General features: G+C 72.7%; 25 protein-coding genes and 2 pseudogenes. 2 read left to right on the top strand and 25 right to left on the bottom strand.

Annotated features, from left to right (window positions below; genetic code table 11):
• From CCO04_RS26560 to rpsB, 3 genes are all read right to left on the bottom strand, one after another.
• On the bottom strand, positions 1–1,227 hold the full coding sequence (locus CCO04_RS26560; protein WP_215817203.1) for an SHOCT domain-containing protein: 1,227 nt from the start codon (positions 1,225–1,227) through the stop codon (positions 1–3).
• Positions 1,228–1,420: 193 nt separating this feature from the next.
• Complete coding sequence (tsf, locus tag CCO04_RS26565) at positions 1,421–2,230, bottom strand: translation elongation factor Ts (protein WP_215817204.1); 810 nt, start codon at positions 2,228–2,230, stop codon at positions 1,421–1,423.
• Positions 2,231–2,281: 51 nt separating this feature from the next.
• Positions 2,282–3,229 (bottom strand): 30S ribosomal protein S2, encoded by a 948-nt coding sequence (gene rpsB, locus CCO04_RS26570; protein ID WP_215817205.1) that lies wholly within the window; start codon positions 3,227–3,229, stop codon positions 2,282–2,284.
• Between the two features lie 517 nt (positions 3,230–3,746).
• Between rpsB and CCO04_RS26575 the strand changes: the two are divergent.
• A pseudogene (locus CCO04_RS26575) lies at positions 3,747–4,376 on the top strand (peptidoglycan DD-metalloendopeptidase family protein); the annotation flags it as partial.
• A 99-nt stretch (positions 4,377–4,475) separates the two neighbouring features.
• Here CCO04_RS26575 and CCO04_RS26580 read toward each other — a convergent pair.
• The 19 genes and pseudogenes from CCO04_RS26580 to ffh form a co-directional block, all read right to left on the bottom strand.
• Complete coding sequence (locus CCO04_RS26580) at positions 4,476–5,387, bottom strand: tyrosine recombinase XerC (protein WP_252373976.1); 912 nt, start codon at positions 5,385–5,387, stop codon at positions 4,476–4,478.
• 121 nt (positions 5,388–5,508) lie between these two features.
• Positions 5,509–6,783, bottom strand: a complete 1,275-nt coding sequence (gene dprA / locus CCO04_RS26585; RefSeq protein ID WP_308281561.1) for a DNA-processing protein DprA — start codon at positions 6,781–6,783, stop codon at positions 5,509–5,511.
• On the bottom strand, positions 6,780–8,453 hold the full coding sequence (locus CCO04_RS26590) for a YifB family Mg chelatase-like AAA ATPase (RefSeq protein ID WP_215817206.1): 1,674 nt from the start codon (positions 8,451–8,453) through the stop codon (positions 6,780–6,782). The genes dprA and CCO04_RS26590 overlap by 4 nt, the downstream gene beginning before the upstream one ends.
• Entirely contained in the window at positions 8,453–8,818 is a 366-nt protein-coding gene (locus tag CCO04_RS26595) for a YraN family protein (protein WP_215817207.1), read from the bottom strand. Before CCO04_RS26595 ends, CCO04_RS26590 begins: the two co-directional genes overlap by 1 nt.
• 129 nt (positions 8,819–8,947) lie before the next feature.
• On the bottom strand, positions 8,948–10,744 hold the full coding sequence (locus CCO04_RS26600) for a hypothetical protein (protein ID WP_215817208.1): 1,797 nt from the start codon (positions 10,742–10,744) through the stop codon (positions 8,948–8,950).
• 1 nt (position 10,745) lies between these two features.
• The gene (locus CCO04_RS26605) at positions 10,746–11,165 is read right to left on the bottom strand and encodes a TadE/TadG family type IV pilus assembly protein (RefSeq protein WP_215817209.1); all 420 of its coding nucleotides are present in this window, start codon (positions 11,163–11,165) and stop codon (positions 10,746–10,748) included.
• A 168-nt stretch (positions 11,166–11,333) separates the two neighbouring features.
• The gene (locus tag CCO04_RS26610; RefSeq protein WP_215817210.1) at positions 11,334–13,085 is read right to left on the bottom strand and encodes a hypothetical protein; all 1,752 of its coding nucleotides are present in this window, start codon (positions 13,083–13,085) and stop codon (positions 11,334–11,336) included.
• Between the two features lie 131 nt (positions 13,086–13,216).
• Positions 13,217–13,525 (bottom strand): DUF2469 domain-containing protein, encoded by a 309-nt coding sequence (locus tag CCO04_RS26615; RefSeq protein WP_215817211.1) that lies wholly within the window; start codon positions 13,523–13,525, stop codon positions 13,217–13,219.
• Between the two features lie 10 nt (positions 13,526–13,535).
• A complete protein-coding gene (locus CCO04_RS26620) occupies positions 13,536–14,213 on the bottom strand; it encodes a ribonuclease HII (RefSeq protein WP_215817212.1) in 678 nt (225 codons plus the stop codon).
• Positions 14,214–14,227: 14 nt separating this feature from the next.
• A complete protein-coding gene (lepB, locus tag CCO04_RS26625) occupies positions 14,228–15,103 on the bottom strand; it encodes a signal peptidase I (protein ID WP_215817213.1) in 876 nt (291 codons plus the stop codon).
• A gap of 88 nt (positions 15,104–15,191) precedes the next feature.
• A complete protein-coding gene (rplS, locus tag CCO04_RS26630; protein WP_215817214.1) occupies positions 15,192–15,554 on the bottom strand; it encodes a 50S ribosomal protein L19 in 363 nt (120 codons plus the stop codon).
• Between the two features lie 144 nt (positions 15,555–15,698).
• Complete coding sequence (locus CCO04_RS28975) at positions 15,699–16,073, bottom strand: GNAT family N-acetyltransferase (protein ID WP_252373981.1); 375 nt, start codon at positions 16,071–16,073, stop codon at positions 15,699–15,701.
• Between the two features lie 117 nt (positions 16,074–16,190).
• Positions 16,191–16,868: pseudogene (trmD, locus tag CCO04_RS28980) on the bottom strand (tRNA (guanosine(37)-N1)-methyltransferase TrmD); the annotation flags it as partial.
• Positions 16,865–17,443 (bottom strand): ribosome maturation factor RimM, encoded by a 579-nt coding sequence (rimM, locus tag CCO04_RS26640; RefSeq protein WP_215817216.1) that lies wholly within the window; start codon positions 17,441–17,443, stop codon positions 16,865–16,867. The pseudogene trmD and the gene rimM, both read right to left, overlap by 4 nt.
• 57 nt (positions 17,444–17,500) lie before the next feature.
• On the bottom strand, positions 17,501–17,740 hold the full coding sequence (locus tag CCO04_RS26645) for an RNA-binding protein (RefSeq protein WP_215817217.1): 240 nt from the start codon (positions 17,738–17,740) through the stop codon (positions 17,501–17,503).
• 4 nt (positions 17,741–17,744) lie between these two features.
• Positions 17,745–18,236 carry a 30S ribosomal protein S16 gene (gene rpsP, locus CCO04_RS26650; protein WP_215817218.1) on the bottom strand — a complete coding sequence of 164 codons (492 nt, stop codon included), beginning with the start codon at positions 18,234–18,236 and terminating at the stop codon, positions 17,745–17,747.
• 165 nt (positions 18,237–18,401) lie between these two features.
• The gene (locus tag CCO04_RS26655; protein ID WP_215817219.1) at positions 18,402–19,475 is read right to left on the bottom strand and encodes an amidohydrolase family protein; all 1,074 of its coding nucleotides are present in this window, start codon (positions 19,473–19,475) and stop codon (positions 18,402–18,404) included.
• Positions 19,476–19,485: 10 nt separating this feature from the next.
• Complete coding sequence (locus CCO04_RS26660; RefSeq protein WP_215817220.1) at positions 19,486–19,857, bottom strand: NYN domain-containing protein; 372 nt, start codon at positions 19,855–19,857, stop codon at positions 19,486–19,488.
• The gene (gene ffh / locus CCO04_RS26665; RefSeq protein ID WP_215817221.1) at positions 19,854–21,431 is read right to left on the bottom strand and encodes a signal recognition particle protein; all 1,578 of its coding nucleotides are present in this window, start codon (positions 21,429–21,431) and stop codon (positions 19,854–19,856) included. Before ffh ends, CCO04_RS26660 begins: the two co-directional genes overlap by 4 nt.
• Before the next feature lie 68 nt (positions 21,432–21,499).
• On the opposite strand from ffh, the gene CCO04_RS26670 reads away from it, so the two are divergent.
• Positions 21,500–21,778: a hypothetical protein gene (locus tag CCO04_RS26670; RefSeq protein WP_215817222.1), complete on the top strand. Its 279-nt coding sequence runs from the start codon at positions 21,500–21,502 to the stop codon at positions 21,776–21,778.
• Here CCO04_RS26670 and CCO04_RS26675 read toward each other — a convergent pair.
• Genes CCO04_RS26675 through CCO04_RS26685 form a run of 3 tightly spaced genes read right to left on the bottom strand, consistent with a single transcriptional unit; the run spans position 21,762 to position 25,647 of the window.
• Entirely contained in the window at positions 21,762–23,990 is a 2,229-nt protein-coding gene (locus CCO04_RS26675) for a [protein-PII] uridylyltransferase (RefSeq protein ID WP_215817223.1), read from the bottom strand. The two genes, CCO04_RS26670 and CCO04_RS26675, sit on opposite strands and share 17 nt — an antisense overlap.
• 17 nt (positions 23,991–24,007) lie before the next feature.
• Positions 24,008–24,346 (bottom strand): P-II family nitrogen regulator, encoded by a 339-nt coding sequence (locus CCO04_RS26680; protein ID WP_038680281.1) that lies wholly within the window; start codon positions 24,344–24,346, stop codon positions 24,008–24,010.
• The gene (locus CCO04_RS26685) at positions 24,343–25,647 is read right to left on the bottom strand and encodes an ammonium transporter (protein WP_215817224.1); all 1,305 of its coding nucleotides are present in this window, start codon (positions 25,645–25,647) and stop codon (positions 24,343–24,345) included. The genes CCO04_RS26680 and CCO04_RS26685 overlap by 4 nt, the downstream gene beginning before the upstream one ends.
• Positions 25,648–25,663: the final 16 nt, after the last annotated feature.

Here is a 25,663-nt window from a genome sequence, read left to right on the forward strand (position 1 = left end):
TCAGAGACCGAGCGCCTTCGCCTTTGCCGCGTCGTAGTCCTCCTGGGTGATGAGGCCGGCGTCGAGCATCTCCTTGGCGCGCTTGAGGACCGCCATCGGGTCGTCGGCGGCCGGGGCCGCGGGCGCTGCGGGGGCAGCCGGAGCGGCCGGGGCGGCAGCCGGCGGCGCGGGCGCGGCCGGAGCGGCCGGGGCCTGCTGCTGCGGGACGGGCTGCTGGAGACCGCCCAGGCCCATGCCGCCGGTCGCCATGCCCATGCCGATCAGGCCGCCGGGGCCGGCGTTCTCGCCCGCCGCCTCGATGCCGGCCGCGACCGACGCCTGAAGGTTGGAGTTGCCCCGCGAGCCGGACAGCGCGTCGGCACGCTGGACGTTCTTGAGCAGCTCGCGCGTGTTGGCGTCGTACTCGATCGAGATGATCGCGGTCTTGACGATCTCGAGACCGCGGTCGGTGCGCCACTGGTAGTTCTGCTCGACCGCGGCCGAGAGCGACTGGGCGAACCCGATGGAGTCCTGCTGCAGGCGGGAGATCCGGTTCCCCTTGGCGGGGTCGTTGGTGTACATCGAGAACGCCGGCGCGAGCGAGCCGACGACCTCGTTGAACAGCTGCTCCCCCGCCGGGTTGTCCATGTCGGTGAAGTCGAAGTTCGCGCGTCCGCCGATCACCTCGGCCGGAACGAAGTTGCGGATGAAGGTCAGCGGGTCGGTGATCTTGAGCGTGTAGGTGCCGCGGGTGATCGCGCCGACCTGGGTGTTGAGGAAGGCGTCGTCCCAGTAGATCTCCGACTGGGTGCCGAACTTGTTGTTCGGCAGCTCCTTGAGCGTCACGAACACCGCGGTCTGCTGCGCGGAGGGACGCCCACCGAACTTGAAGCGCTCCCAGCTCTGCTTGATGATCGAGTCGACCAGGCCGCCGCCGGAGAAGACCGACTGCGAGGCCGGGTCGTCGGAGTTCCAGATGTAGGCGCCCGGCTCGGCGGCGAACCCGGTGAAGGCACCGTCCTCGAGCAGGACCAGTCCGTAGCCCTCGGGCACGATGATCTTCGAGCCGTTGGTGATCACACCCTCGGACCCACGGGTGTTGCTGCCGCGTCCGGCGTTCTGCCCCTTGGCCACGGCGGGGAAGACCGCCACGGTCGAGGTGACGCCGTCCGGGACGCCGTAGAAGTCGAGCCACTGGTCACCGAGCGTGCCGCCGATCGCGCCGATCGCAGCCTGAATGAGTCCCACTTGACGATCTCCTTCACCTGACACGAAAGTGCGCCCGCAACGTGCGCGGCGCACGACGACACCTGTCCGTCGACCGGACCCGTCAAACCTACAACCTGGGACGGCACCGTCGCGGCGGAACGACGGCTGAAAAGCCCGACGGCCGGCGTCCACCCTGGGGTGGACGCCGGCCGTCGGTGTGCTCAGTGAGCGATCAGGCGCCGACCTCGAAGCGGGCGAACCGCTTCACGGTCGTGTTGGCGGCGTCGAGGACGGCCTTGACCGTCTTCTTGCTCTCCGCCACGGACTCCTGCTCGAGCAGGACGATCTCCTTGAAGAAGCCGCCCAGACGACCCTCGACGATCTTCGCGACGGCAGCCTCGGGCTTGCCCTCCTCGATCGTCTTCTTGGTCAGGACGTCCTTCTCCGAGGCGACCAGGTCCGCGGGGACCTCGTCGCGGGTCAGGTACTGCGCCTTGAGGGCCGCGACCTGCATCGCGGCGCCGCGGGCAGCAGCCTCGTCGCCGTCGAACTCGACGATGACGCCGACCGCCGGCGGGAGGTCCGCCGCACGCTTGTGCAGGTAGACCGCGACCGGACCGTCGAAGTACGCGACGTTGCCGAGCTCGATCTTCTCGCCGATCGTGATCGCGAGGTTCTCGACGACCGCACCCACGGTGCTGTCGCCCAGCGGCAGCGCCTTGGCGGACTCGGTGTCCCCGGCCTTGCCCGCGTCGATCGCCTCGACGATCTGCTGGGCGGCCTTGATGAACTCCTCGTTCTTGGCGACGAAGTCGGTCTCCGACTTCAGCTCGATCAGCGCGCCGCCGTGGTTGGCGACGAGGCCGGCCGAGGTCTCGCGCTCGGCGCCCCGGGCAGCAGCCTTGGCCGCACCCTTCACGCGGAGCAGCTCGACCGCCTTGTCGAAGTCGCCGTCGGTCTCGTCGAGCGCCTTCTTGCAGTCCATCATTCCGGCGCCGGTCAGCTCGCGGAGCTTCTTGACGTCAGCAGCAGTGAAAGCCATGGATCCCTTCTTCGGGTCTGAGGGTCAGGAGGTTCGGTGGTGGGGCGGGGCTCAGGCCTCGGCCGGCGCGTCGGCAGCAGCCTCGGCGGGGGCCTCGGTGGCCTCGACAGCCTCGGCGGCGGGCGCCTCGGGGGCGACCTCGGCCTCGGCGGCAGGCGCCTCGGGGGCGACCTCGGCCTCGGCAGCGGGGGCCTCGGCAGCCTCGGCGGCCTCCGTGGTCTCAGCAGCCGGGGTGGCGTCACCCTCGAGCAGCTCGCGCTCCCACTGAGCCAGCGGCTCCTCGGCAGCGGTGTTGGCCGAACCGGCACCCGAACGCGCCATGAGGCCGTCCGCAGCGGCGTCCGCGATGACGCGGGTCAGCAGGCCGACCGCACGGATCGCGTCGTCGTTGCCCGGGATCGGGAAGTCGACGTCGTCCGGGTCGCAGTTGGAGTCCAGGATCGCGATGATCGGGATGCGCAGCTTGCGCGCCTCCTCGACGGCGAGGTGCTCCTTGTTCGTGTCGACGATCCACACGGCGGAGGGAACGCGGGCCATGTCACGGATGCCGCCCAGCGTCTTCTCGAGCTTGGCGTGCTCCCGCCGCATGTGCAGCAGTTCCTTCTTGGTGCGGTTCGAGCCCGCGACGTCGTCGAAGTCGATCTCGTCGAGCTCCTTGAGGCGGTTGATCCGCTGGTTCATCGTCGAGAAGTTGGTGAGCATGCCACCCAGCCACCGCTGGTTGACGTACGGCATGCCGACGCGGGTCGCCTGCTCGGCGATCGACTCCTGCGCCTGCTTCTTGGTGCCGATGAACATGATCGTCCCGCCCTTGGCCACGGTGTCCTTGACGAACGCGTAGCTGCGGTCGATGTAGGCCAGCGACTGCTGCAGGTCGATGATGTAGATGCCGTTGCGGTCCGTGAGGATGAATCGCTTCATCTTCGGGTTCCAACGACGGGTCTGGTGTCCGAAGTGGACGCCGCTCTCGAGGAGCTGGCGCATGGTCACGACAGCCATGGTGGTTCTCTCCTGTGTGGTTTTCAGTTGGTCCTGTCGTCTGCGCGCGATCCGACCGTTCTGCCGGGCTCAGCGAGCCCCTCGAACGGACTGAGGATCGACGCCCACGGGCGATCGGGACCGGAGTGGCCCCGTCGTGGTCTGCGGACGAGCGAATTCCGGCCCAGGGCGGACCGGTGCGTCCAGCGTACGGCGTTGGGTGGGTGGGAGCCAATTGTGGCCTTGGCGGGGCGGGGCGGGGTGGCGGGTCGGTCGTGTGGCAGGTGGGTCGGGCGGTCGGGCGGGGTCGGGCGGTCGGGCGGTCGGGCGGGCGGTCGGGCGGGTCGGGCCGAACTGCCGGCGGGCGCTGGGCTGGCGAGCGATTCCTTGGCCGTCTCGGCCGTCCCGACAGTCCCGGCCGTCTCGGCAGTCGCTGAGTCAGCCGTCCGCTCTCCACAGGCGGCCGCCGTGCTCACTTCCTCCACAGGCGTGGACCGCGCCGCTCCCCGGTCCGGCCCATCCGGCCCAGGCTCGACCCATGACCGCGCCCACTCCCTCCACCCGTCCCCGCCCCGCTACCGACTGCACCGCGCCGACGCGGCGCCTACTCGCCCCGCGGCTGCTCCTCCTCGCGGTCCTCGCCCTGGTCCCGGCGCTGACCTTCGCCCTGAGGCCGACGGCTCCCGCGGCTCCCGCGGCTCCCGCGGCTCCCGCGGCTCCCGCGGCTCCCGCGGCTCCCGCATGGCCGGTTGGGTTGCCCGGTGCGGGGTCGTCATCCGGCCCGCCCGGCTACCGGGAGGCGGGAGCGTCGGATCCGACCGGGGTCTGGCCCCTCGCCCCGGTCCCCCAGGTCGTGCACGGGTTCGATCCGCCGGACCTCCCCTACGGCGCCGGCCACCGCGGAGTGGATCTCGCCGGCCACGCCGGACAGCCGGTCCGCTCCGCACTCCCCGGACAGGTCACCTTCGCCGGACGGATCGCCGGCCGCGGAGTCGTTGTCGTGGGTCACGGCGCGACCCGTACGACCTACGAGCCGGTCGCCGCCTCCGCCGACCTCTCCGTCGGCACCCGCGTCGCGGCCGGAGACGTCCTCGGCGTGCTGGAGCTCGTGGGATCGCACTGCCACCCCCATGCATGCCTGCACTGGGGATGGATCGCCGGCCGGACCTACCTCGACCCGCTGCGGCTCGTCGGCTTCGCCGGACCGGTGCGCCTGCTCCCGCTCACGGGTGAGCGGCCGGGGTTGGTGGGGCCGGGCGTCGCGGGCTCAGGCTCGGGGGTGGGCCTGCTGGTAGGCGCGGCGCAGGCGGTCGGTGGTGACGTGGGTGTACCGCTGGGTCGTCGCCAGGGAGGCGTGGCCCAGGAGCTCCTGGACCGAGCGGAGGTCCGCACCGCCCTCGAGCAGGTGGGTCGCCGCGGTGTGGCGGAGACCGTGCGGGCCGAGGTCGGGCGCGCCCGGTACGTCGGCGAGGCGGCGGTGGACCAGGGTGCGTACGGCGCGCTGGTCGATCCGGCCTCCGCGGGCGCCGAGGAAGAGCGCCGGGCCCGAGCCGGTCCGGGCGAGCTGCGGGCGGCCGGCGGCGAGCCAGCGGTCGATCGCGGCCGCGGCGGGGTGGCCGAACGGAACGGTCCGCTCCTTGCGGCCCTTGCCGAACACCCGGACGACGTTGCGGTCGCGATCCACGTCGTCGACGTCCAGCCCGCACAGCTCCCCGACGCGCACGCCGGTGGCGTAGAGCAGCTCGAGCATCGCGACGTCTCGGACGCCGACGGGGCTGCCGTCGTCGGCGAGCCCGGTCGCGGCGGCGATCAGCTCGTTCGCCTCGTCCACGCGCAGGACGTCCGGCAGCGTGCGGTGCGGCCGGGGCGAGCCGAGCGCCGAGCCGACGTCCGTGGGGGTCCGGCCGCTGCGGGCCAGCCATCCGGTGAACACCCGGGCGGCGGTGGCGCGGCGGGCGAGCGTCGTACGGGACAGGCCGAGGGACTGCTGCTTGGCCAGCCAGCTGCGCAGGCTGCGCAGGTCCAGCTCGGCGATGTCGGTGAGGCCGAGGCGGCCGGCATGGTCGAGCAGGCCCGCGATGTCGCCGAGGTAGGCCTTCACCGAGTGCGGGGCGAGGTCGCGCTCCGCAACCAGGTGCCGCTCGTAGTCCCCCAAGACCCGCGCGAAGGCCTCGGGCAGCACGTCTTCGGCCGGGGCGTCGTCCGGCGCTCCGGCGTCCGCGCTGGTCCGCTCCGTCGCCACCTGCCGATCGTAGGCGCCAGGGCCCGTGGCGGCGGCCGGACACGCCTCGGTCGCGCTCTCACCTCCGCTCGATCCCCTGCGGCCCGAGGCGCCAGCCCGCGGGCGACCGCTCGACGAAGCCGTCCTGGCGCATCCCCTGGAGCAACTGCTCGACCTCCTGGGGCGGCAGGCCGGCGACGAGGGCGATCGAGGAGGTCGGGGCGGGTACGGCGACCGGTACGGCGTCCAGGAGCTGGCGGGCACGCACGGTGAGCCGGTCGCGGGGGCGTTCCGGGCCGCGGCGGACGGGCACGAGGTCCTCACCGGCCGGACCGAGCAGCTCGAGTACGTCGGCGCCGCCCGTCACCAGGACCGCTCCCCCACCCCGCAGGAGCTGGTGGACGCCTTCCGAAGCGGCGCTGGTCAGCGGTCCCGGGGTGCCCATGACGACGCGGTGGAGGCGCTCGGCCCAGGACGCCGTGTGGAGCGCGCCGCTGCGCAGCGCCGCCTCGACGACGACGGTGCCGCGGCCGAGCGCGGCGATGATCCGGTTGCGGGCGAGGAAGCGGATCTGGAAGGGCGCGGATCCGGGAGGCGCCTCCGACACCACGGCGTGGTTCTCGGCGAGGTGAGCGAGCAGGGGACGGTGGGCTGCCGGGTAGGCGCGGTCGGCGCCGCACGCAAGGACCGCGACGGTGGGTGCGCCGGCGCTCAGGGCGCCGCGGTGGGCGGCGTAGTCGACCCCGAAGGCGGCGCCCGAGACGATCGGGCGGCCGTGCGCGCCGACGACGGCGGCGAGGTCGGCAGCGACCTGGTCGCCGTACGACGTCGAGGACCGCGCTCCGACGACGGCGACGCTGGCCGCCAGGCGGTCGAGCCGCAGCGGGCCGCGGACCCAGAGGCCGACCGGTACGTCGCCGCGCTCCTGGAGGGAGCCCGCTCCGGCGAGGTCGTCGAGCGAGGTGGGCCACTCCTCGTCCCCCGGTACGACGAACCGGATGCCGCGCCGCGCGGACTGCTCGAGCACCCGCTCCGGCTCCACCGTCGCGAGCCGGCCGGCCGCGGCGGCGAACTCCGCGCGGAGCTCGGGGTGCTCGCGCAGGACGTCCAGGAAGGCCACGCCGCCCAGCTCGCGGGTCAGTGCGAGGCAGCGGACGTCTCCGGGCTCGACGACCAGGCTGATGGTGGCGCGGGCGAGGCGCTCGGCGTCGGCATCGGCGGTCACCGTGGCCGCCGCCACGGCGGCCCGGGTCGGCACGGGAGCCACGGGCGGCGCGGGCGGCGCGGGCGGCGCGGGCACCGGAGCAGTCGGAGCAGCCGGGGCCGCCGGACCGAGGGGATCGACGGCGCTCACCGGACGCACTCCACATCGCTGGGAACCGCGACCAGCCCGGGCTCAGCCGGGCGGAGATCGAGCTCCGGCTCGCGGGCCTCGGGCCGCAGCGTCCCCATCTCGAGCGGCAACCCGAACCGCAGCCGGAGCGCCACCTCGACCTCCGCGCGTCCGGGAGTGACGTCGACGCCGGCGCGGACCGCGAGGAGGTCCGCGACGGTCCAGGCGAGCCGCTGGACGCGGACGGCGCCGCGGGCGCTGAGGCGGCCGGCGTACATCTCGGCGTCGACGAGGCGCTGGGCGGGGGCGGAGACGGGCCAGGGGTCCTTGAGGCGGGGACTGGGGACCTGGGAGTTGAGGCGCCAGGGGTGGCCGTCGTAGCGGGCGAGCTGGCGGTCGCGGGCCGCGGTCACCCGAGCACGTACGGCGGCCGAGGGCTCGGGCGGGCGGAAGGGGTCGTGGCTGGCGGGTGAGGCGGGTTGGAGCTGGCGCAGGACGTCGATGCGGTCGGCGATGGGGCCGGCGGTGCGGGCTTGGTAGGCGCGGCGGACGCGTTCGGCGCAGGCGCACCGGTTGGAGCGGGCGTGGGGGCGCCAGTTGCCGCAGGGGCAGGGGTTGCTGGCGAGGACGAGCAGGCCGGCGGCGGGGAGGGTGACCGACTCGTCGCGGCGGGCGATGGTGATCTCGCCGCTCTCGAGGGGCTGGCGCAGGGCCTCGATGACGTCGCTGCGGAAGAGCGGGAACTCGTCGAGGAAGAGCACGCCGCAGTGAGCGCGGCTCAGGGCTCCGGGGTGCACCCGGCCGAGGCCGCCGCCGATGATGCTCGCCTTGCTCGCGTCGTGGTGGGGTGCGGCGAAGGGCGGGCGCACGAGCATCCCCTGGCCGGGATCGAGGACGCCGGCGAGGGAGTGCAGGGCGGTGAGCTCGAGCGACTCCTCGGCGGTGAGGTCGGGCAGGATCGTCGGGATCCGCTCGGCGAGGCTGGTCTTGCCGCAGCCCTTGGGGCCGGTCAGCAGGACGGCGTGGCCGCCGGCGGCGGCGACCTCGACGGCGTACTTCTCGTCGAGCATGCCGCGCAGGTCGGCGAGGTCGACCTCGTCGAGGCGCTCGTCGCCGCGCCAGCCGATCAGGTGGGCGCCGGAGAGGGCGGCGACCGGAGGGGCGTCGGGCGGGGGTTCGCCGGCGAGTAGGGCGACGACCTGGGCGAGAGAGCGCGCGCCGATCACGTCGACGTCGGGGACCATGGCGGCTTCGGCCACCTGCGGCTCCGGTACGACGACCCGGCGGATGCCGCGCTCGGCCGCGGCGAGCGTCATCGGCAGCACCCCGATCGCCGGCCGCAGCCCGCCGGCGAGGGTCAGCTCGCCGAGGAAGACGGTGCCGCGCAGCGCCTCGTGCTCGACCTGGCCGTCGGCGGCGAGCACGCCCAACGCCATGGCGAGGTCGAACTGGGTGCCGGACTTGGGCAGGTCGGCGGGCGAGAGCAGGATCGTCGAGCGCTTGGTGGCGGGCCAGGTGAGGTTGCTGTTGGTGATCGCCATCCGGACCCGGTCGATGCCCTCGCGCAGCGCGGTGTCGGCGCGGCCCACGAGGACGACGTTGGCCTGGCCGGGCGAGACGTCGGCCTGGACGTCGATGAGGTGGCCGCGGGCTCCGTCGAGCGCGACGCAGCGCGCGGTCGCGAACGGCATCAGCACAGCCCCCGGACGTGGTCGACCACAGCGGGTCCGCGCTCGGGGCGCAGGACCGCGACGAGGTCGATGCGGAGACCCGCCGGGCGCAGGCCCCGCTCGCGGGCCCACCGCTCCCCCAGCCGCTGGAGCCGGGCGAGCTTGGCCGCGGTGACCGCCTCGTGCGGGGAGCCGGCGACCAGCGAGGAGCGGGTCTTGACCTCGCAGACCACGAGGACCGGTCCGTCGCGCAGGACGAGGTCGAGCTCGCCCTCGTCGCAGCGCCAGTTGCGCTCGAGCACCACCAGCCCGAGGTCACCGAGGTGGCGGGCCGCCACCGCTTCGCCGTATGCCCCGATCGCGTGCCGGGCTTGTGCTGTCGTCATGCCCCCAGCGTCGGCGGGGAGGGCGCGGGCGGCACAGGGGCTGGTGCGGGCCTGGGGAGAGAGCGTCCCGGGAGCGGGGGCTGTGGACGGGAGGTGGCGAGGTGCGGGACGGGTGGGGCGGGTGGAACGTCAGCCGACGAGCTTGGGGCCGCTGCAGGTCGGGGTCGGCATCGCGAACACGTCGGCGCCGCCGACCTGCAGGCCGAGGAGCTTGCCGAGGGGGCCGATCAGCGCGGTCTGCAGGGTGCTGACGAGCGGGTTCACCAGGGCGCTGAGCAGGGTGCTCACCAGCGGCCGGAGCACGCTGTCGAAGACGCTGTTGAGCGGATCGGTGATGTGCCGCTCCTTCCAGCTGCCGAGGATCAGCAGCCCGTCCCAGTAGTGGAGCACCAGGTCGGTGTTGATCGCCGGGTCGATGCTGACCGGGCCGATCAGGGCGCCCGAGCCGCTGCCGCTGGGCACCGTGTAGCCGCCGGGGATGGGCACGGTCACCGTCTTGTTGTAGCCCGAGAGCGACGGCGAGCCGGCGTTGATCGAGACCGACGAGTCGAGCGTCAGGTACGGCGGCTTGAGCAGGCTGTTGAGCCCCAGCAGACCCAGGATGCTGTCGAGCAGGCCGCCGACGGGATTGACCCGCGCCTTGACCCCGGCGCTCGCGGTGATGCTGATCCCGCCCACGACGCCGGACTTCAGCGCCACCTGGAGGCTGTCGGGCCCGTTGACGTTGCAGGTCACCTTGGTGAGCTTGGCGATCGCCTTGCCCAGGTCGATCGAGACGGCCAGGTCGATCGCGCCGATGTCGACCGAGGTGTCGAGCACCCCGACCCGGATCGACTGCGGGTTGATGTGCGCGTTGAGCCGCAGCGAGATCTGCGCCGTCTCGGACTCCGTGCCGACCGGGCCGCACTTGGGCTTCGGCGGCTCGATGACCGTCAGGCTGGTGGTCACGCTGGCCACGCCGGGCAGGGTGATCCCCAGGTTGGGGATCTCGACGGCGTGGTTCTTGTTGGCGACGAAGGCCGCGGTCGTGATCAGGTCGAGCACGTTGAGCGAGGCGTCGAGCGCCGACGAGGCGCCCGGTGCCGCCTGGATCAGGTCGGCGATCGCGATCTTGGGCGTCGCGGCCGAGACCGTGATGGCGCGCAGGATGTTGGCGGCCGCCAGCTTGCCCTGGTTCTCCAGCACCTTGGCGGCCGCGACGAAGATCTTGGCGACCTCGACACCGTCGAGCTTGAGCAGCTCGTCGACCGACCCGACGCCGAGCCCGCCGAGGTTGACGAGGTCGAGCAGCGAGACGTTGGCGCCGGCGAGCCCCTTGTAGCCGATCAGGTCGAGGTTGACGGTGCTCCCGAAGAGCGCGCTGAGGATCGGGTTGAGCAGCGTGCTCTGGCCGCTGTCGAGCGAGGCGATGAACGAGCCGACCCGGAAGCAGGCCGACTCCTCGTTGCGCGCCACGGCCGTACGGGTCGCGCCGCCCTCGCTGACGCCGGTGAACCCGCTGAAGGCGAAGCCGGTCTGCGACTTGGCGGTCACCTTGATCGCGGTGGGCACGGTGTCGGCGTTCGACGCGACCGTCGTCCAGGTGCCGGCCGTGCTGCCCGGGACGGCGAACGTCCACGAGACGTCCGCCGGCTTGAGCGCCCCACCGAGCGCGCTGCTGTTGCGCTGCAGGCTGAGCTTCTTGGCGTCGTCGAACGCGGTCGCCGTGTAGTCCTTCGCCTTGCGCCCGTCGAGCAGCCGCACCATGTCGAGCGCGACCATGTCGGCGACCGCCTGCACGTCCCGCCGTACGACGCGTTGCTGGCCGAGGTCCACCGCGAACGCCGCGGACACCATGAGCACCACCGAGAGCAGCGCCGCGATGAGCACGGCGCTCGCGCCACGCTCGTCGCCGGCGTGAGGCCCCGTACGCCGTCGCGGCGCCACGTCAGCTCACCCTCGCGACCGCGGTGTACTTCAGCTTGTCGGGGAGGATCAGCCCGAACCCGGGGATGATCCCCTTGTAGGCGATCTCGACCGTGACGGTCGCGCACTGCTTGGAGGTCTCGCCGACGCAGGGCGCCAGGGTGACCTTGCAGTTGCTGGTGCAGGTCTTGCCCTGCGCGGACAGCGCGCCGCTGACGGCGCTCATCGCGGCGGTGGTCTTGTCGCTGTCGCTGCCGGTCGTGACCGCGGCGGCGCGGGCGCCCTCGGCGGCGGCCTGGCTGACGGACTGGCGGACGCTGAGCATGTCGCCGTAGTTGATGATCCCGACGACGATGATCATCAGCACCGGGAGGATCAGGGCGAACTCGACCGCCGCGGCACCCCGCGCGTCAGGGCGCGACGGAACGCGCCTTCGCAGCACACAACGCCTCATCGGCCGGCCTCCCCGCGCTCGCTCCCATGACGCCCCCGAGCGGCGTTGGGGACACAGTAGTGGCGGATCTCACCGTGGGGGACGAATCCTGGGTCATTCGACCCGGACGAGCGAGCGGCCCTAGTCCGTTGGGACTACGGCGGCCCCCGAGCCGGGTCAGCCGACCAGCCGCGGCATGCCGCAGGTGACGCCCACGCCGTAGACGTCGGCACCGGCGAGGCGCAGCCCGATCATCCGGGCGACCGGCCCGATGAACTTCTCGTTGATGTTGTCGACCAGCGGCGTGAGCGACTTCTTCACGAAGCCCCCGGTGGCGACGACGAGCTCGTTGAGGATCGGGTTCGTCAGCGCGGTGACCTGGCTGAGCACCGGCACCACCTTGCCGTTGAGCTTGACGCCGGTGATGGTCGGCACGACGCCCGCGACGTCGAGGAACACCGACCCGCCGGTGCTGACCGGCGTCTTGTCGTTGGGCGGGATCGCCACCGCCACCGTGCCGTGGGACGGCGTCCGGCTGGTGCCGATGGTGAGCTTGACGCCCACCTCGACGGAGATCTTGTTGCCCAGCGTGAGGATGTTGCCGAGCAGGTCGACCAGGACGCTGGTCAGGTTGAGACCGATCAGGTCGGTCAGCTTGACGTCGCCGCCGGCGCTCAGGTCCACCGTCATCGTGTACGACGCCAGCCCGGTCGAGACGTCCACCCCGAAGCTCGAGGGGTCGGCCAATGTGCCGGCACCGCAGCGGATGCTCGGCGGCGCGACGAGAGCGCCCGTCCCGTCCCCCGCCACGACGGCGATCGAGCCCGTGCCCTTGGCCGTCTGGAGCGTGCCGATCCCCGCGACGTTGAGGCTGGGCAGGTTGGTGAAGGCGATGCCGACGGCGCCGTCGAGCTGCGCCGTGCGGGCGGTCGCCTGCGTCGTGTTCGGCATCCCGCAGGCCAGCTCGGCGGCGGAGACGAGCGAGATCCCGCCGGTGAACTGGAAGCCCACGCCGGGCACCTGGGCCTGGATGTTGGGCACGCCGAGGAAGTACCTGCCGTTCGCGAGCCGGGCCGAGCCGACGATGTCGAGCACGCTGAGCGCCACCTCGAGCGCCGCCCGGTCGGTCGGCGCGACGTGCAGGACGTTCGCGAGGTTGATCATCCCGACCGTCGCGGCGGTGCTCGACGAGGCGAGCTTGTTGAGCGCCTGGACGGCGACCGCGTTGGTACCGCCGCCCTCGCGGGTCAGCGCCTCGGCCGTCGCGCGGAGCAGGTCGGCGTACGCGATGCTGCCGGTCAGCAGGTGCTCGGGACTGCCGATGCTGCTGACCGCCGTGAGCTGCGAGAGCCGTACGTCGGCGTCGGCGAGCGCGCGGTAGCTGACCAGGTCGAGGTTCACGCCCAGCAGGTCGTTGAGTGGAGCCAGGACCGTGCTGTCCCCCGACCGGACGGCGGCGACGAACGTGCCCAGTCGGAAGCACGCGGTGGACGAGCTCGCCGCGACGGCCTGGCGGCGGGCCGAGCCGTGGTCGGTGCCCAGCACCGCGGCGAACGCGAAGTCGACGTCCGTGCGCGCGGCGACCTGCACGGCGCTCGGTACGCCGGTCGTGCGCTCCTCGAAGGCGCCGGTGCTGTCGATCACGCCCAGCCGGTAGGTCAGCTCGGGCACGTCGCGGCCGAGGACGGTCTGGTTGCGCTGCCGGCTCAGCGGCAGCTGCGCGTCGAGCACCGGGCGCAGCTGCTCGACGGTGCGGCCGTCGATGCTGCGCGCGAGGTCGAGCGCGACCACGTCGGCCAGCGCCTGCACGTCCGAGCGCGCGACGCGCTGGAGCCCCAGGTCGACCGCGAACGCGGAGCTGACGAGCATGACCGACATCAGCAGCGTCGTGAGCAGCATGACGGCGCCGCGTTCGTCCATACGTCGCATGGCGCCTCCCCCGCTGCCTGCCACGACGCAGGCGCTCGCCCCCCGAGCACCTGTCAGGGACAGTGTCGGCCGCGGGAGGCCGGAACGGAGCGGTGTGCGCCGAACTCAGGACGTAGGTCCCGGCGCCCGTCCTAGGACTTGGGGAGCTCCAGGTCGGAGGTGGCGAGCTCCTCGACGTTGACGTCCTTGAAGGTCAGCACCTTGACGTTCTTGGCGAAGCGCGCGGGGCGGTACATGTCCCACACCCAGGCGTCGGTGATGGTGACCTCGAAGAACACGTCGCCGCCCTCGGAGCGGGCCTTCACGTCGACGGTGTTGCAGAGGTAGAAGCGGCGGTCGGTCTCGACCACGTACTTGAAGATGCCGACGACGTCCCGGTACTCCCGGTAGAGGTTCAGCTCCTGCTCGGTCTCGTACTTCTCGAGCTCCTCGGCACTCACGGGACCAACCCTAGCCCTCGTCACCCGGCAGCGGCTCCAGTCCCGCCGCGCGTCGTACGTTGACGAACCGCATCCGGTGCACCGGCGAGGGTCCGTGCTCCTCGAGGGCGGCGGTGTGGGTGGCGGTGATGTAGCCCTTGTGGGTCTTGAAGTCGTACGCCGGCCACTGCTCGTCGAGCTCGACCATCATCCGGTCGCGGGTGACCTTGGCGAGCACCGACGCCGCGGCGACGCAGGCCGCGACCCGGTCGCCCTTCCAGACCGCGAGGCCGGGCACGCCCAGGCCGTCGACGGGGAACCCGTCCGTCAGCACGTATGACGCGGGCAGGGCCAGCTTGGCGACCGCACGGCGCAGCGCCTCGACGTTGGCGACGTGCATCCCGAGCCGGTCGCACTCGTCGTGCGGGATCACCACCACGGACCAGGCCAGCGCGCGCCGCACGATCTGGTCGTAGCAGCGCTCGCGGGCCGCGGCGGTGAGGAGCTTGGAGTCGGCCAGGCCCGGCACGATCCCGGCCTTGCCGGCGGGCAGGATCGCCGCGCCGGCCACCAGGGGCCCGGCGCAGGCACCGCGGCCGGCCTCGTCGACGCCGGCGACGGGCTCGAAGCCGTGCCGGCGCAGCGCCCGCTCGTAGCCGTAGAGGCCGGCGTCGCGCCGTACCGTCGCGCCCTTGGGCAGGGTGGACATGCCCTCCGCTCCTCCTAGGTCCCGGGGACCGCGTCGGCCTTCTCGGCCTTCTTGACCAGGTCGGCCGGCGGGCTGTCCGGGATGGCGTCGAAGGTGTCGGGGCGGGTGATCCAGCGCCAGCGGTCGCGCGGCCAGATCAGGGTGAAGACCTTGCCGACGACCAGGCTCTTGTCGACCCAGGGACTCTGGGTGCACGGATCGTCGTCCGGCGAGCACAGGTGGGCCCGGGAGTCGGCCGAGTGGGCACGGTTGTCGCCGAGCACGAGCAGCTTGCCCTTGGGGATCGGGCCGATGATCCAGTCGCACGGACCCGACAGGGCGGAGTCCTTGGTGATCGACCAGTCGTCGAAGAGCGCCGCGTGGCACTCACCCGGGTCCTTGTTGAGGTAGGGCTCGTCGAGCGGCTTGCCGTTGATCTTGATCCGGCCCTGCTTGTCGCAGCACTCGATGACGTCGCCCTCGGTGCCGATGACGCGCTTCACCAGGTGGCCGCCGGTCGGGTACAGCCCGACCTTGGAGAGCAGGTTGGCGATGCCGGTGGGGCCCTGCTCGTCGGAGGGGCCGAGCCACTGGCCCGGGTCCTCGAAGACCACGACGTCCCCGCGCTGGGGGGAGCCGCCGAACCAGTAGGAGACCTTCTGCACGAGGATCCGGTCGTTCTTGACCAGACCCGGCTCCATCGACTCCGACGGGATGTAGAACGCCTGGACGAACAGCGCCTTGATCACGATCGCCAGACCGAGGGCCACGACGAGCAGCAGGATGCTCTCCTGCCAGACCGGGAGGTGCTTGCGCTCCCGCTTCGCGGGGGCCGCGTCGTCTGCCGCGTCGTCCTCCGCAGCGGCCGGCGCCTGGTCGGCGGGTTCCGGCGGCGTCTCGTCGTTCGTCACAAGGTGCGAGTCTAGGAGGCGGCCCCAGCAGGAACGACGAAGGCCCGACCTGGAGTCCAGGTCGGGCCTTCGGCAGGGCGGGAGAGGCTCAGGCCTCCCGGCGCTCCTTGATCTTGGCGGCCTTGCCGCGCAGGTTGCGCAGGTAGTAGAGCTTGGCGCGACGCACGTCACCGCGGGTGACGACCTCGATGGACTCGAAGATCGGCGAGTGGAGCGGGAAGGTCCGCTCGACACCGACGCCGAAGGAGACCTTGCGGACGGTGAAGGTACGGCCGATGCCGGAACCGTGGACCCGGATCACGACGCCCTGGAAGACCTGGACGCGGGACCGGCTGCCCTCGATGACCTTGACGTGGACCTTGACGGTGTCACCGGCGCGGAAGGCGGGGACGTCGTCGCGCTTGACGGCGTTGCCGAGCTCGGTCACCACGGCGGGGCTGGGGTTGCTCATGATTCTCCTCGCGAATGCGCACAGGTCAGCCGCGGAACAGTGGGTGGAAACGGATCGAGGCGACACGGTCGGCGGTTCCCCTGTGGCAGAAGCGTCCGCGTCACCGACTGACGATCCTCCCACAGCAGCCCGGGGGCGCGGAAATCAGCGCTCCCGACGCTTGGTGAGCACCACGGCACCCGGGGGCGAGGGCAGGTCCCCGCGCAGCCGGAAGCCGGCCTTCTTGTACATCCGCTGGTTGCGGGCGCTGGCCGCCCCCGTGAACAGCACGTACGACGTCGCCGCGGCCGGCGCGACCGCCTGGATGTGCTCCAGCAGCACCCGGCCGAGCCCGGAGCCCTGGAGGTCGGGGGCGACCATGATCCGGCCGATGTCCCAGCGGTCGCCGGCCTCGCCCTCGAGGCGTCCGCGGACGGCGGCGACCAGGCGCCCGGCGCGTCGTACGACATAGGTGTCCCACTCCCCCAGCCAGGCCCGGACGTCGTCGAGCGACTCGTGCAGCGCGGGGATGTCGAGCATGTCGTTGGCGATCGCCTCCTGGACCCAGCAGGCGCGCTGCAGGGTGAGCAGCTCGCCGGCGTCGCCGGGGACCGCGCGGACGATCGGGGTGCCGTCGTCGAGGACGGACGGCGTGAGGAGGTCGGGACGGCGCTCGGCCGTGCGGCGTACGGCCTCGGCGTGGCGCCAGCGGGCGATCGCGCCGTGGTCACCGCTGAGCAGGACGTCGGGGACGTCGCGGCCCTGCCAGGTGCGGGGCTTGGTGTAGACGGGGTACTCCAGCAGCCCGCCGGACTCGGCGGCGTGGGACTCCTCGACCAGCGAGGCGGCGTTGCCCATGAACCCCGGCAGCAGGCGGACGACGGCCTCGGTCACCGCGAGCGCCGCCACCTCGCCGCCGTTGAGGACGTAGTCGCCCAGGCTGATCTCGCGGACCTCGGCGATCTCGCGGGCGTGGTCGATCACCCGCTGGTCGATGCCCTCGTAGCGACCGCAGGCGAAGACCAGGTGCTCACGGGTGGACAGCTCCTCGGCGAGGCGCTGGTCGAAGCGCTCACCGGACGGGGTGGTGAACACGACCGTGCTGCCCGGGCGGACCACCGCGGCGAGGGCCTCGCCCCACGGCTCCGGCTTCATCACCATGCCGGCGCCACCGCCGTAGGGGGTGTCGTCGACGGTGCGGTGCCGGTCGTGGGTCCAGCCGCGCAGGTCGTGGACGCCGAGCTCGAGCAGTCCGCTCGCCGCGGCCTTGCCGGGCAGCGAGAGCTCGAGCGGCGCGAAGAAGTCCGGGAAGATCGTGAGGTAGTCGAGCCTCACGCCTCGGCCCCGTCCGCGTCGTCCGCCTCGTCGGGGAAGGGCGTGACCAGGCCCGGGCGGTCGGCGACGACGACCCGGCCGCCGGCCACGTCGACCTCGGGGACCAGCGCGCTGACGAACGGGACCAGCGCCTCGCGCCGGTCGAGGGTCTTGACCCGCAGCAGGTCCTGGGCGCCGTGGGTCAGCCCGGCGACCTCGCCGAGGTGGGTGCCCTCGACGTCGTAGACCGCGAGGCCGATCAGCTGGTGGTCGTAGAACTCGTCGGGGTCCTCCGGCGTCTCGTCCGCCGGCACGGCGGCCCGCAGCACCACACCGCGCGCCGCCTCGGCCGCGTTGCGGTCGCCGAGCTCGGCGAAGGTCGCGAGCAGCACGCCCTGGTGCCAGCGGGTCCGGCTCACGGTGAGCGTGCGCGCCGCGAACGCCGAGCCGCGGGGGGCCTCGGCCTGGAGCACCGCGCCGTCGGCGTACCGGCGCTCGGGCTCGTCGCTGCGGACGTCGACCGTCACCTCGCCACGGATGCCGTGCGGCTTGCCGATCCGGCCGACGACGACCTCGATGCTCTCCACGAGCACCATTGTCCCGGAAATGCGAGCAGCCCCGCACATCGGTGCGGGGCTGCTCGACGAATCAGCTCAGCGGCGGTCGGTGTCGACGAAGTCGATCCGGGTGCCGCTGTTGCCGGCGATCGCGGAGACCACGGTGCGGAAGGCGGTGGCCGTACGGCCGCCCCGACCGATCACCTTGCCGAGGTCGTCGGGGTGCACCCGGACCTCGAGCACGGACCCGCGCCGCAGCTGCTTGTCGCGCACGACCACGTCGTCGGGGTGGTCGACCACTCCGCGGACGAGGTGCTCCAGCGCGTCAGCGAGCATCGGCTCAGGCCTCCTCGGCGGGAGCCTCGGCCTCGGCGGCCGGCTCCTCGGCGGGGGTCTCGGCAGCAGCCTCGGCGGGCTTCTCCTCGGCCTTCTCCACCTTCTCGGCCTTCTTGTCGGCCTTCTTGGTCACCGCCGCGCCCTTGGGCTCGTTGGCGGCCTCCTTGAGGGCCTCGTTGAAGATCTCGAGCTTGTCGCGCTTGGGCTCCTTGACCTTGAGGGTGCCCTCAGCGCCGTCGATGCCCTTGAACTTCTGCCAGTCACCGGTGATCTTGAGGATCGCCTCGACGGCCTCGGACGGCTGCGCGCCGACGCCCAGCCAGTACTGCGCCCGCTCGGAGACGACGTCGATGTACGACGGGTCCTCCTTGGGGTGGTACTTGCCGATCTCCTCGATCACCGCGCCGTCGCGCTTCTTGCGCGAGTCGACGATGACGATGCGGTACTGCGGGACCCGGACCTTGCCCAGGCGCTTCAGACGGATCTTGACGGCCACGTTTGTGGTGTCTCCTTGAGATTTCGTGGTGGGTGAGGCGCGGGCGACCAGGTGGGGAAACACCGGGGCCCGGACTCGATGGGCGCCGCACCGACCGGTTGAGAGGGACCGGACGGCGCAGAACTCAAGGATCAAGTCTGCCACGGGGGTGCGCCGAGGCTGAAATCAGGCGACGACCTTGCCGCGCAGCACCACCCGGGACGGCTCGGCGAGCACCGACAGGTCCTCGACCGGGTTGCGGGGGTAGACGACGAAGTCGGCCGGGTCGCCCTCGTCCAGGCCCGGGTTCCAGCCGAGCCAGGCGCGGCCGCGCCAGGAGGCGGCGCCGAGGACGTAGTCGTTGGGCAGGCCCATCGCGGCCATCGCGAGGATCTCCTCGTGCAGGACGCCGTGGCGCGAGGAGCCGCCGCCGTCGCTGCCGACGTACATCGCGACGCCGGCGTCGTAGGCGCTCATGAGGACCTCGCGCCGGGTGGCATAGAGCGACTCCATCGTCGTGCTGTACGCCGGGAACTTGTCGCGCGCGGCCGAGACGAACTCCGGGAACTTGCTGGTCTGCAGCACCGTCGGCACGAGCGCCACCCCCCGGGCGACCATCTGGGCGAGGTGGGCCTCGGTCAGGCCGGTGCCGTGCTCGATGCAGTCGATGCCGGCGTCGAGGAGGGGGCCGAGCGAGTCGGCGCCGAAGCAGTGGGCGGTCACCTTGGCGCCCTCGGCGTGGGCGACGCCGATGGCCGCCGCGACCGCGTCGGCCGGGAAGGAGGGGGTGAGGTCGCCGTCGTCGCGCGAGATCCAGTCGCCGACGAGCTTGACCCAGCCGTCGCCCTCGCGGGCCTGCTCGCCGAGGATGTCGGGCAGGGCGTCGGGCTCGACCTCGTGGGCGTAGTTGCGCAGGTAGCGGCGGGTACGGGCGACGTGCCGTCCGCAGCGGATCAGGCGGGGCAGGTCCTCGCGGTCCTGGACCCAGCGGGTGTCGGCCGGGGAGCCGCAGTCGCGGGTGAGCAGGACGCCGTTGTCGCGGTCGGCGATCGCGGTCCGCTCGATCTCGTCGTCGGAGACCGCTCCCCCGTCCTCGAGCCCGAGGTGGTTGTGGGCGTCGACCAGGCCGGGGACGATCCAGCCCTCGCCGGCGAGCTCGGCGCCAGCGGGCCGCTCGTAGGTGACGTGGCCGTCGACGACGTACACCTCCCGGACGTCGCCGTCGGGCAGGACCGGACCGGAGAACCGCAGCGCACTCACGCGCCCGACGCTATCGCCCCAGCGCGGAGAGCAGCCAGGTCGGTGACACCGTGGTCGCGCCGACACCGTGCACCCGGGCGTCGAGCGCCCGGTCGGCGGTCACGACCACGACCCGGCCGCCCTTCTCGGCAGCCTTGGCCGCCTCGGCGACGATCGTCGCGTCGCCGTCCTTGGGGGCGTGGACGGTACGGACGTGGGCGTCACGTCCGGCCCGGACGCCGCCCTTGGCCTGTCCCTCCAGCACGAGGACGACGATGTCGTAGCCGACGTCCTCGACGAGCAGCTGCTCGTGCAGGCGGGCTGCCGCGCCCGCGCGGTCCTTCCACCAACCGTCCGGGCGCGCACCGACGACGTTGGCGCCGTCGACGATGAGCGTGCTCACTTGAGGAACTTGGAGAAGTCCTTGGGCAGCTCGAGGTTCTGAGCGGCCGCCTCGTAGTCGATGTCCTGGCCGATGCCGAACGGGTTCGGCTTGGCCTCGGCGGCCTTGGCCTTCGCGGCCGCGGCGTCCTGGGCGGCCTTGGCCGGGTTGCCGGAGCGGCGGGCGCCCTTGCCCTTGGTCTGCTTGGCCTTCTGCTTGGCGCTGACGCGCTTGCCGCCGCCGGGGCCGCCCATGCCGGGCATCCCCGGCATGCCGGGCATCCCGGGCATGCCGCCGCCCTTGGCCATCTGCATCATCATCTTGCGCGCCTCGAAGAAGCGGTCGACGAGCTGGTTGACGTCGGAGACGTTGCGGCCCGAGCCCTTGGCGATCCGGGCGCGGCGCGAGCCGTCGATGATCTTGGGGTTGGCGCGCTCGGCGGGGGTCATCGAGCGGATGACCGCCTCGACCCGGTCGATCTCGCGCTCGTCGAAGTTCTCGAGCTGCTCGCGGATCTGGCCCATGCCGGGCAGCATCCCGAGGATCTTCTGCATCGAGCCGAGCTTCTTCAGCTGCTGCATCTGCGAGAGGAAGTCGTCGAGCGTGAAGTCGCCGCCGGAGAGCTTCTCGGCCGCCTTCATCGCCTCTTCCTGGTCGAAGGCCTTCTCGGCCTGCTCGATCAGGGTGAGGACGTCGCCCATGTCCAGGATGCGCGAGGCCATCCGGTCGGGGTGGAAGACGTCGAAGTCGGTCATCTTCTCGCCGGAGGAGGCGAACATGACCGGGCGGCCGGTGACCTGGCGGATGGAGAGGGCGGCACCACCGCGGGCATCGCCGTCGAGCTTGGTCAGGACGACGCCGTCGTACCCGACGCCGTCGAGGAAGGCCTGCGCGGTGACGAGCGCGTCCTGGCCGATCATCGCGTCGACGACGAAGAGCACCTCGTCGGGCTGGACGGCGTCGCGGATGCCGGCCGCCTGGGCCATCATCTCGGCGTCGACGCCCAGGCGACCCGCGGTGTCGACGATGACGACGTCGTGCAGCTTGCGCTTGGCCTCCTCGATCGAGGCCTTCGCGACGGAGACCGGGTCGCCGACGCCGTTGCCCGGCTCGGGCGCGAAGACCGGGACGCCGACCTTGTCGCCGTTGACCTGGAGCTGCTGGACGGCGTTGGGCCGCTGCAGGTCGCAGGCCACGAGCATCGGGGTCTTGCCCTGCTCCTTGAGCCACAGCGCGAGCTTGGCCGCGAGGGTCGTCTTGCCCGCGCCCTGGAGGCCGGCGAGCATGATGACGGTCGGGCCGGACTTGGCGTAGCGCAGCCGGCGGGTCTCGCCGCCGAGGATCGCGACGAGCTCGTCGTTGACGATCTTGACGACCTGCTGGGCGGGGTTCAGCGCACCGCTGACCTCTTCGCCGCGGGCGCGCTCCTTGATCGCGGCGACGAATTCCTTGACGACGGGCAGCGCGACGTCGGCCTCGAGGAGCGCGATGCGGATCTCGCGCGCGGTCGCGTCGATGTCGGCCTCGGAGAGCCGTCCCTTGCCGCGGAGGTTCTTGAAGGTCGCGGTGAGGCGGTCGGACAATGTGGCGAACAAGAGCGAGTCCTCAGGGAGACGGAAAACGGCCGGGCTCCACTCTAGTTGAGGGACGTAGACTCCCCCGCATGACCGTCGCCGTCTTCGCCGGAGCGGGCGTCCTGCTGCTCGTGCTCGTCATCCTCGCGGGCCACCGGACGCTGCGCAGCGGCGGCCCGACCGGCAGCGGCGTGGCCGACGGCATGGGCAACTTCATCGACGTCTTCGACCCCGCACGTGCCCGGGCCGACCGGGACCTGAAGTCGCACGACAACCAGGGCGCGGTCACGCCCAACCCCGACGATGACGACCGGCCGGTCCGCGTCGACCTGGCCAAGGGCGTCGTGAGGGTCAAGAAGGGCCTCTGAGCGCCCGGCGTACGGCGTGCGCGGCCTCGGCCGCCCGGGTGTCCGAGAGCCCGCCGGCCGCCGCCTCCTGCACGTAGAACACGTCGACCGCCTGCGGTCCGAGCGTGGAGATGTGCGCCGAGCGCACGGTCATGTCGAGCGCTGCGAGCGCCGCGCTGACCTGGTGCACGACGCCGAGCCGGTCGGCCGCCCGTACCTCGATGACGGTCGCGTGGTCGCTCGCCTCCGGCCGTACGACGACCGCCGGGTCGAGGTCCCCGGGCGAGCGCCGGGGCGCGAGCCGCTCGGCCGGGTCGACCCGGCGCGCGACGATCGCGTCGAGCTGGTCGCGCAGCGCACCGACGTCGAGGTGGTCGGCGTCGACGTCCCAGACCGAGACGGCGTGCTCCCCCTGCGCCCACAGCCGCGCGGCGCGGATCCCGACCCGGCGCAGCGCGAACAGCGCGGCCACGTCGGCGAGCAGGCCCACCCGGTCGAGCGCCACCACGGTCACCCGGGAGCCGTCGGCGACCGGTTCGACGCTGATCGCGACCTCGCCGTCGGCGACCTCGGCCGGGACCGGGACCTCCTCGTCGCCGAAGGCGGGCGGCGCGCTCCCCCGCTCCAGCACCGCCCGGGCCCGCCGGGCCAGGTCGAGCACGAGCCCGGCCCGCCACGACGACCAGGCCTTGGGCGAGGCGGCCTTGGCGTCAGCCTCGGTCAGCGCGGTGAGCAGGGCGAGCGCCTCGGGGGTGTCGATGTGCTCGGTGAGGGCCTCGACGGTGGCCGGGTCGTCGGGGTCGCGGGTGGTCGCGACGTCGGCGAGCAGCAGGTGCCAGCGCACGAGCCGCGCGATCAGCTCGGCCTCGTCGGGACCGAAGCCCATCCGCACCGCGATCGCCCGGGCGATCGGGGCGCCGGCCACGCTGTGCTCGGTCAGCCCGCCCTTGCCGATGTCGTGCAGCAGCGCCGCGACGACGAGCACGTCGGGGCGCGAGACGTCGCGGATCAGCGCCGCCGCCTCGACGCAGGTCTCGACGACGTGCCGGTCGACGGTGAAGCGGTGGATGACCGAGGCGTGCGGGAGCAGCCGGATCCGCTCCCACTCGGGCAGGATCCGGTCGAGCGCACCGGTCTCGTCGAGCGTCTCCCACACGGCGAGCAGCCCGGGGCCGGCCGCGAGCAGGCGGACCAGCTGGCGACGGGCCTCGTCGGGCCACGGCTCGGGCAGCGGCGGGCAGTCGCGGACCAGGCGGGCCGCGGTCGGCGGGGCGAGCACGACGTCGCGCACCGCGGCCTCGGCCGCCGCCCGCAGCAGGAGCACGGGGTCGCGCTCGGGCTGGGCGCCGCGGTCGAGCACGACCTCGCCCTGGGACAGCGCGACGCCGGGCGCGAGCCGGGTCAGCTCGGGCCGCCGGGGTCGCGCGGCCGACGTCCGGCGCAGCGCGTCGTCGGTACGCCGCCAGGCCAGCCGCGACAGGTGGGTGACTCGGCGTCCCAGCTCACGCACGTAGCGCTGAGCCGACGCCTCGTCCGGCAGTGCGAGCCCCTCGGCGAGCGGCGCCCAGTGCTCGGGCGCGATCCGGTCGGTGGCCCGGCCCGCCGCGGCGTGCAGCAGGTCGCGGACGTCGAGGAGCTGCTGGCGGCACCGCTCCAGGTCCGCCGCCGGTACGTCGACCAGCCAGGTCGCGGTCAGGCTCTTGAGCACCGTCGCGTCACGCAGGCCGCCCTCGGCCTCCTTGAGGTCCGGCAGCGAGAGGTGCGCGAGCTCGCCGACGAGCCGGTGCCGGCTGCGGACCAGCTCGTGCAGCTCGGGCAGCCGCTCCCGGGCCTGGCGCCGCCAGTGGGCCAGGACGGTCGTGCGCAGGCGCAGCGCGAGGCTGTGGTCGCCCGCGACGTGGCGCACGTCGAGCAGCCCCGAGGCGACCCGGACGTCCCCCTCGGCCGCGGCCAGCATCTCGGGCAGCGTGCGCACCGAGTGGTCGATCTGGTGCCCCGAGTCCCACAGCGGGTACCAGACCTGACCGGCGAGCTCGCGCCACTGGTCCTCGGGCAGTCCCTCGTCGGCGACGAGCACCAGGTCCAGGTCCGAGTACGGCGCCAGCTCGCCCCGGCCGTAGCCGCCCACCGCGACGAGGGCGGTCCCGGCGTCGGCACCACCCGCGCCGTCGTACGCGCTGCGGGCGAGGAGGTCGGCGGCCTCGGTACGGGCGGCGCGGTCGGCGGCGGTCATCCAGGTCCTGGGGCGGGCTAGACCGCGGCCGGTCCGGTGTCGCCGGTACGGACCCGGACCACGGACTCGACCGGGGTCACCCAGATCTTGCCGTCGCCCACGCGCCCGGTCTGGGCGGCGGTGGTGATGGTCTCGACGATCCGGTCGACGTCGGCGTCGTCGGCGACGATCTCGATGCGCACCTTGGGCACCATCGCGATGTCGTACTCGGCGCCGCGGTAGACCTCGGTGTGGCCCTTCTGCCGGCCGTAGCCGCTCACCTCGCTGACGGTCATCCCGGTGACGCCGACGACCTCCAGCGCCTGGCGGACGTCCTCCCACTTGTGCGGCTTGACCACCGCGCTGATCAGCTTCATGGGTGCAGCGTGCCAGTCCCGGGACCGAAATGGGGGCGAGCACCACCGGTCGTGTGCAGGTCGTACGCCGTCTCGGCGTGGATGGCCAGGTCGACGCCGGCCACCTCGTGCTCCGGGTCGACCCGGAAGCCGACCGTCTTCTCCAGCACCCACACGAGCAGCGCGGTCATCGCGAACGAGAACACCAGCGTGGCCCCGGCCGCCACGAGCTGGCGGCCCAGCTGGCCGGTGCCGCCGCCGTAGAACAGGCCGTCGACGCCAGTCACCGAGGTCGAGGCGAGCAGGCCGATGAGGATCGTGCCGACCAGACCGCCGACCAGGTGGACGCCGACGACGTCGAGCGAGTCGTCGTACCGGAAGGTGTACTTGAGGCCGACCGCCAGCGCGCAGATCGCACCAGCCGCGACGCCGACGAGCATCGCGCCGATGGGCGTCACCGCGCCGCACGACGGGGTGATCGCGACCAGACCGGCAACGACACCCGAGGCGGCGCCGAACGACGTCGCGTGGCCGTCGCGGAAGCGCTCGACCCCGAGCCAGGCCAGCAGGCCCGTGCACCCGGCCAGCAGCGTGTTGACGAAGACGATCGCCGCGGTGTTGTCGGCGGCCAGCGCAGAGCCGGCGTTGAACCCGAACCAGCCGAACCACAGCAGACCCGCACCGACCATGACGAGGGTCAGGTTGTGCGGCTTCATCGGGTCCCGGCCGAAGCCGACCCGGCGGCCGAGCACGAGCGCAGCGGCGAGACCGGCGGCTCCGGAGTTGATCTCGACCGCCGTACCGCCGGCGAAGTCGAGGGCGCCCAGGCGCTCCTGCATCCAGCCGCCGCCGAAGATCCAGTGCGCGACCGGCGCGTAGACCAGCACCGTCCACAGCCCGGCGAACAGCAGCCAGGTACCGAACCGGGTCCGGTCGGCGATCGCGCCGGCGATGAGGCCGACCGTGATCACCGCGAACAGGCCCTGGAAGGCGGCGAAGATCGTGATCGGGTACGCCGCGTCGGGATCCGGAGCCAGCATGTCCCGGAAGCCGAGGTACTGGGTCGGGTCCCCCAGCAGACCGCCGCCGAGGTCGTCGCCGAAGGCGAGGGAGTAGCCGACGAGCACCCACACCACCATCACCACGGCGAGCGCCCCGAAGACCATCATCATCATGTTGAGCACGCTCTTGGAGCGGACCATCCCGCCGTAGAAGAAGGCGAGACCCGGCGCCATGAGCAGCACCAGCGCCGCGGCGGCGAGCAGCCAGGCGGTGTCGCCGGCGGCGGTCGCCGGGGCGGAGGCGAGGAGCAGATCGGGCATCCGCCCACTGTGCGGG

This window comes from Pimelobacter sp. 30-1 (assembly GCF_018831735.1).
In the GTDB taxonomy this organism is placed as follows: Bacteria; Actinomycetota; Actinomycetes; order Propionibacteriales; family Nocardioidaceae; genus Nocardioides.

Coding starts and splice junctions, on each gene's coding strand:
- CCO04_RS26620 (WP_215817212.1), bottom strand. CDS start 14,213: ATGTCCACCCTGCCCAAGGGCGCGACGGTACGGCGCGACGCCGGCCTC.
- CCO04_RS28975 (WP_252373981.1), bottom strand. CDS start 16,073: ATGCTCGACATCCCCGCGCTGCACGAGTCGCTCGACGACGTCCGGGCC.
- CCO04_RS26595 (WP_215817207.1), bottom strand. CDS start 8,818: ATGACGACAGCACAAGCCCGGCACGCGATCGGGGCATACGGCGAAGCG.
- CCO04_RS26680 (WP_038680281.1), bottom strand. CDS start 24,346: ATGAAGCTGATCAGCGCGGTGGTCAAGCCGCACAAGTGGGAGGACGTC.
- CCO04_RS26645 (WP_215817217.1), bottom strand. CDS start 17,740: ATGCTCGCTGACGCGCTGGAGCACCTCGTCCGCGGAGTGGTCGACCAC.
- CCO04_RS26670 (WP_215817222.1), top strand. CDS start 21,500: ATGACCGTCGCCGTCTTCGCCGGAGCGGGCGTCCTGCTGCTCGTGCTC.
- CCO04_RS26675 (WP_215817223.1), bottom strand. CDS start 23,990: ATGACCGCCGCCGACCGCGCCGCCCGTACCGAGGCCGCCGACCTCCTC.
- rplS (WP_215817214.1), bottom strand. CDS start 15,554: ATGAGCAACCCCAGCCCCGCCGTGGTGACCGAGCTCGGCAACGCCGTC.
- CCO04_RS26685 (WP_215817224.1), bottom strand. CDS start 25,647: ATGCCCGATCTGCTCCTCGCCTCCGCCCCGGCGACCGCCGCCGGCGAC.
- CCO04_RS26590 (WP_215817206.1), bottom strand. CDS start 8,453: ATGCCGTTCGCGACCGCGCGCTGCGTCGCGCTCGACGGAGCCCGCGGC.
- rimM (WP_215817216.1), bottom strand. CDS start 17,443: ATGGTGCTCGTGGAGAGCATCGAGGTCGTCGTCGGCCGGATCGGCAAG.
- tsf (WP_215817204.1), bottom strand. CDS start 2,230: ATGGCTTTCACTGCTGCTGACGTCAAGAAGCTCCGCGAGCTGACCGGC.
- CCO04_RS26610 (WP_215817210.1), bottom strand. CDS start 13,085: ATGCGACGTATGGACGAACGCGGCGCCGTCATGCTGCTCACGACGCTG.
- rpsB (WP_215817205.1), bottom strand. CDS start 3,229: ATGGCTGTCGTGACCATGCGCCAGCTCCTCGAGAGCGGCGTCCACTTC.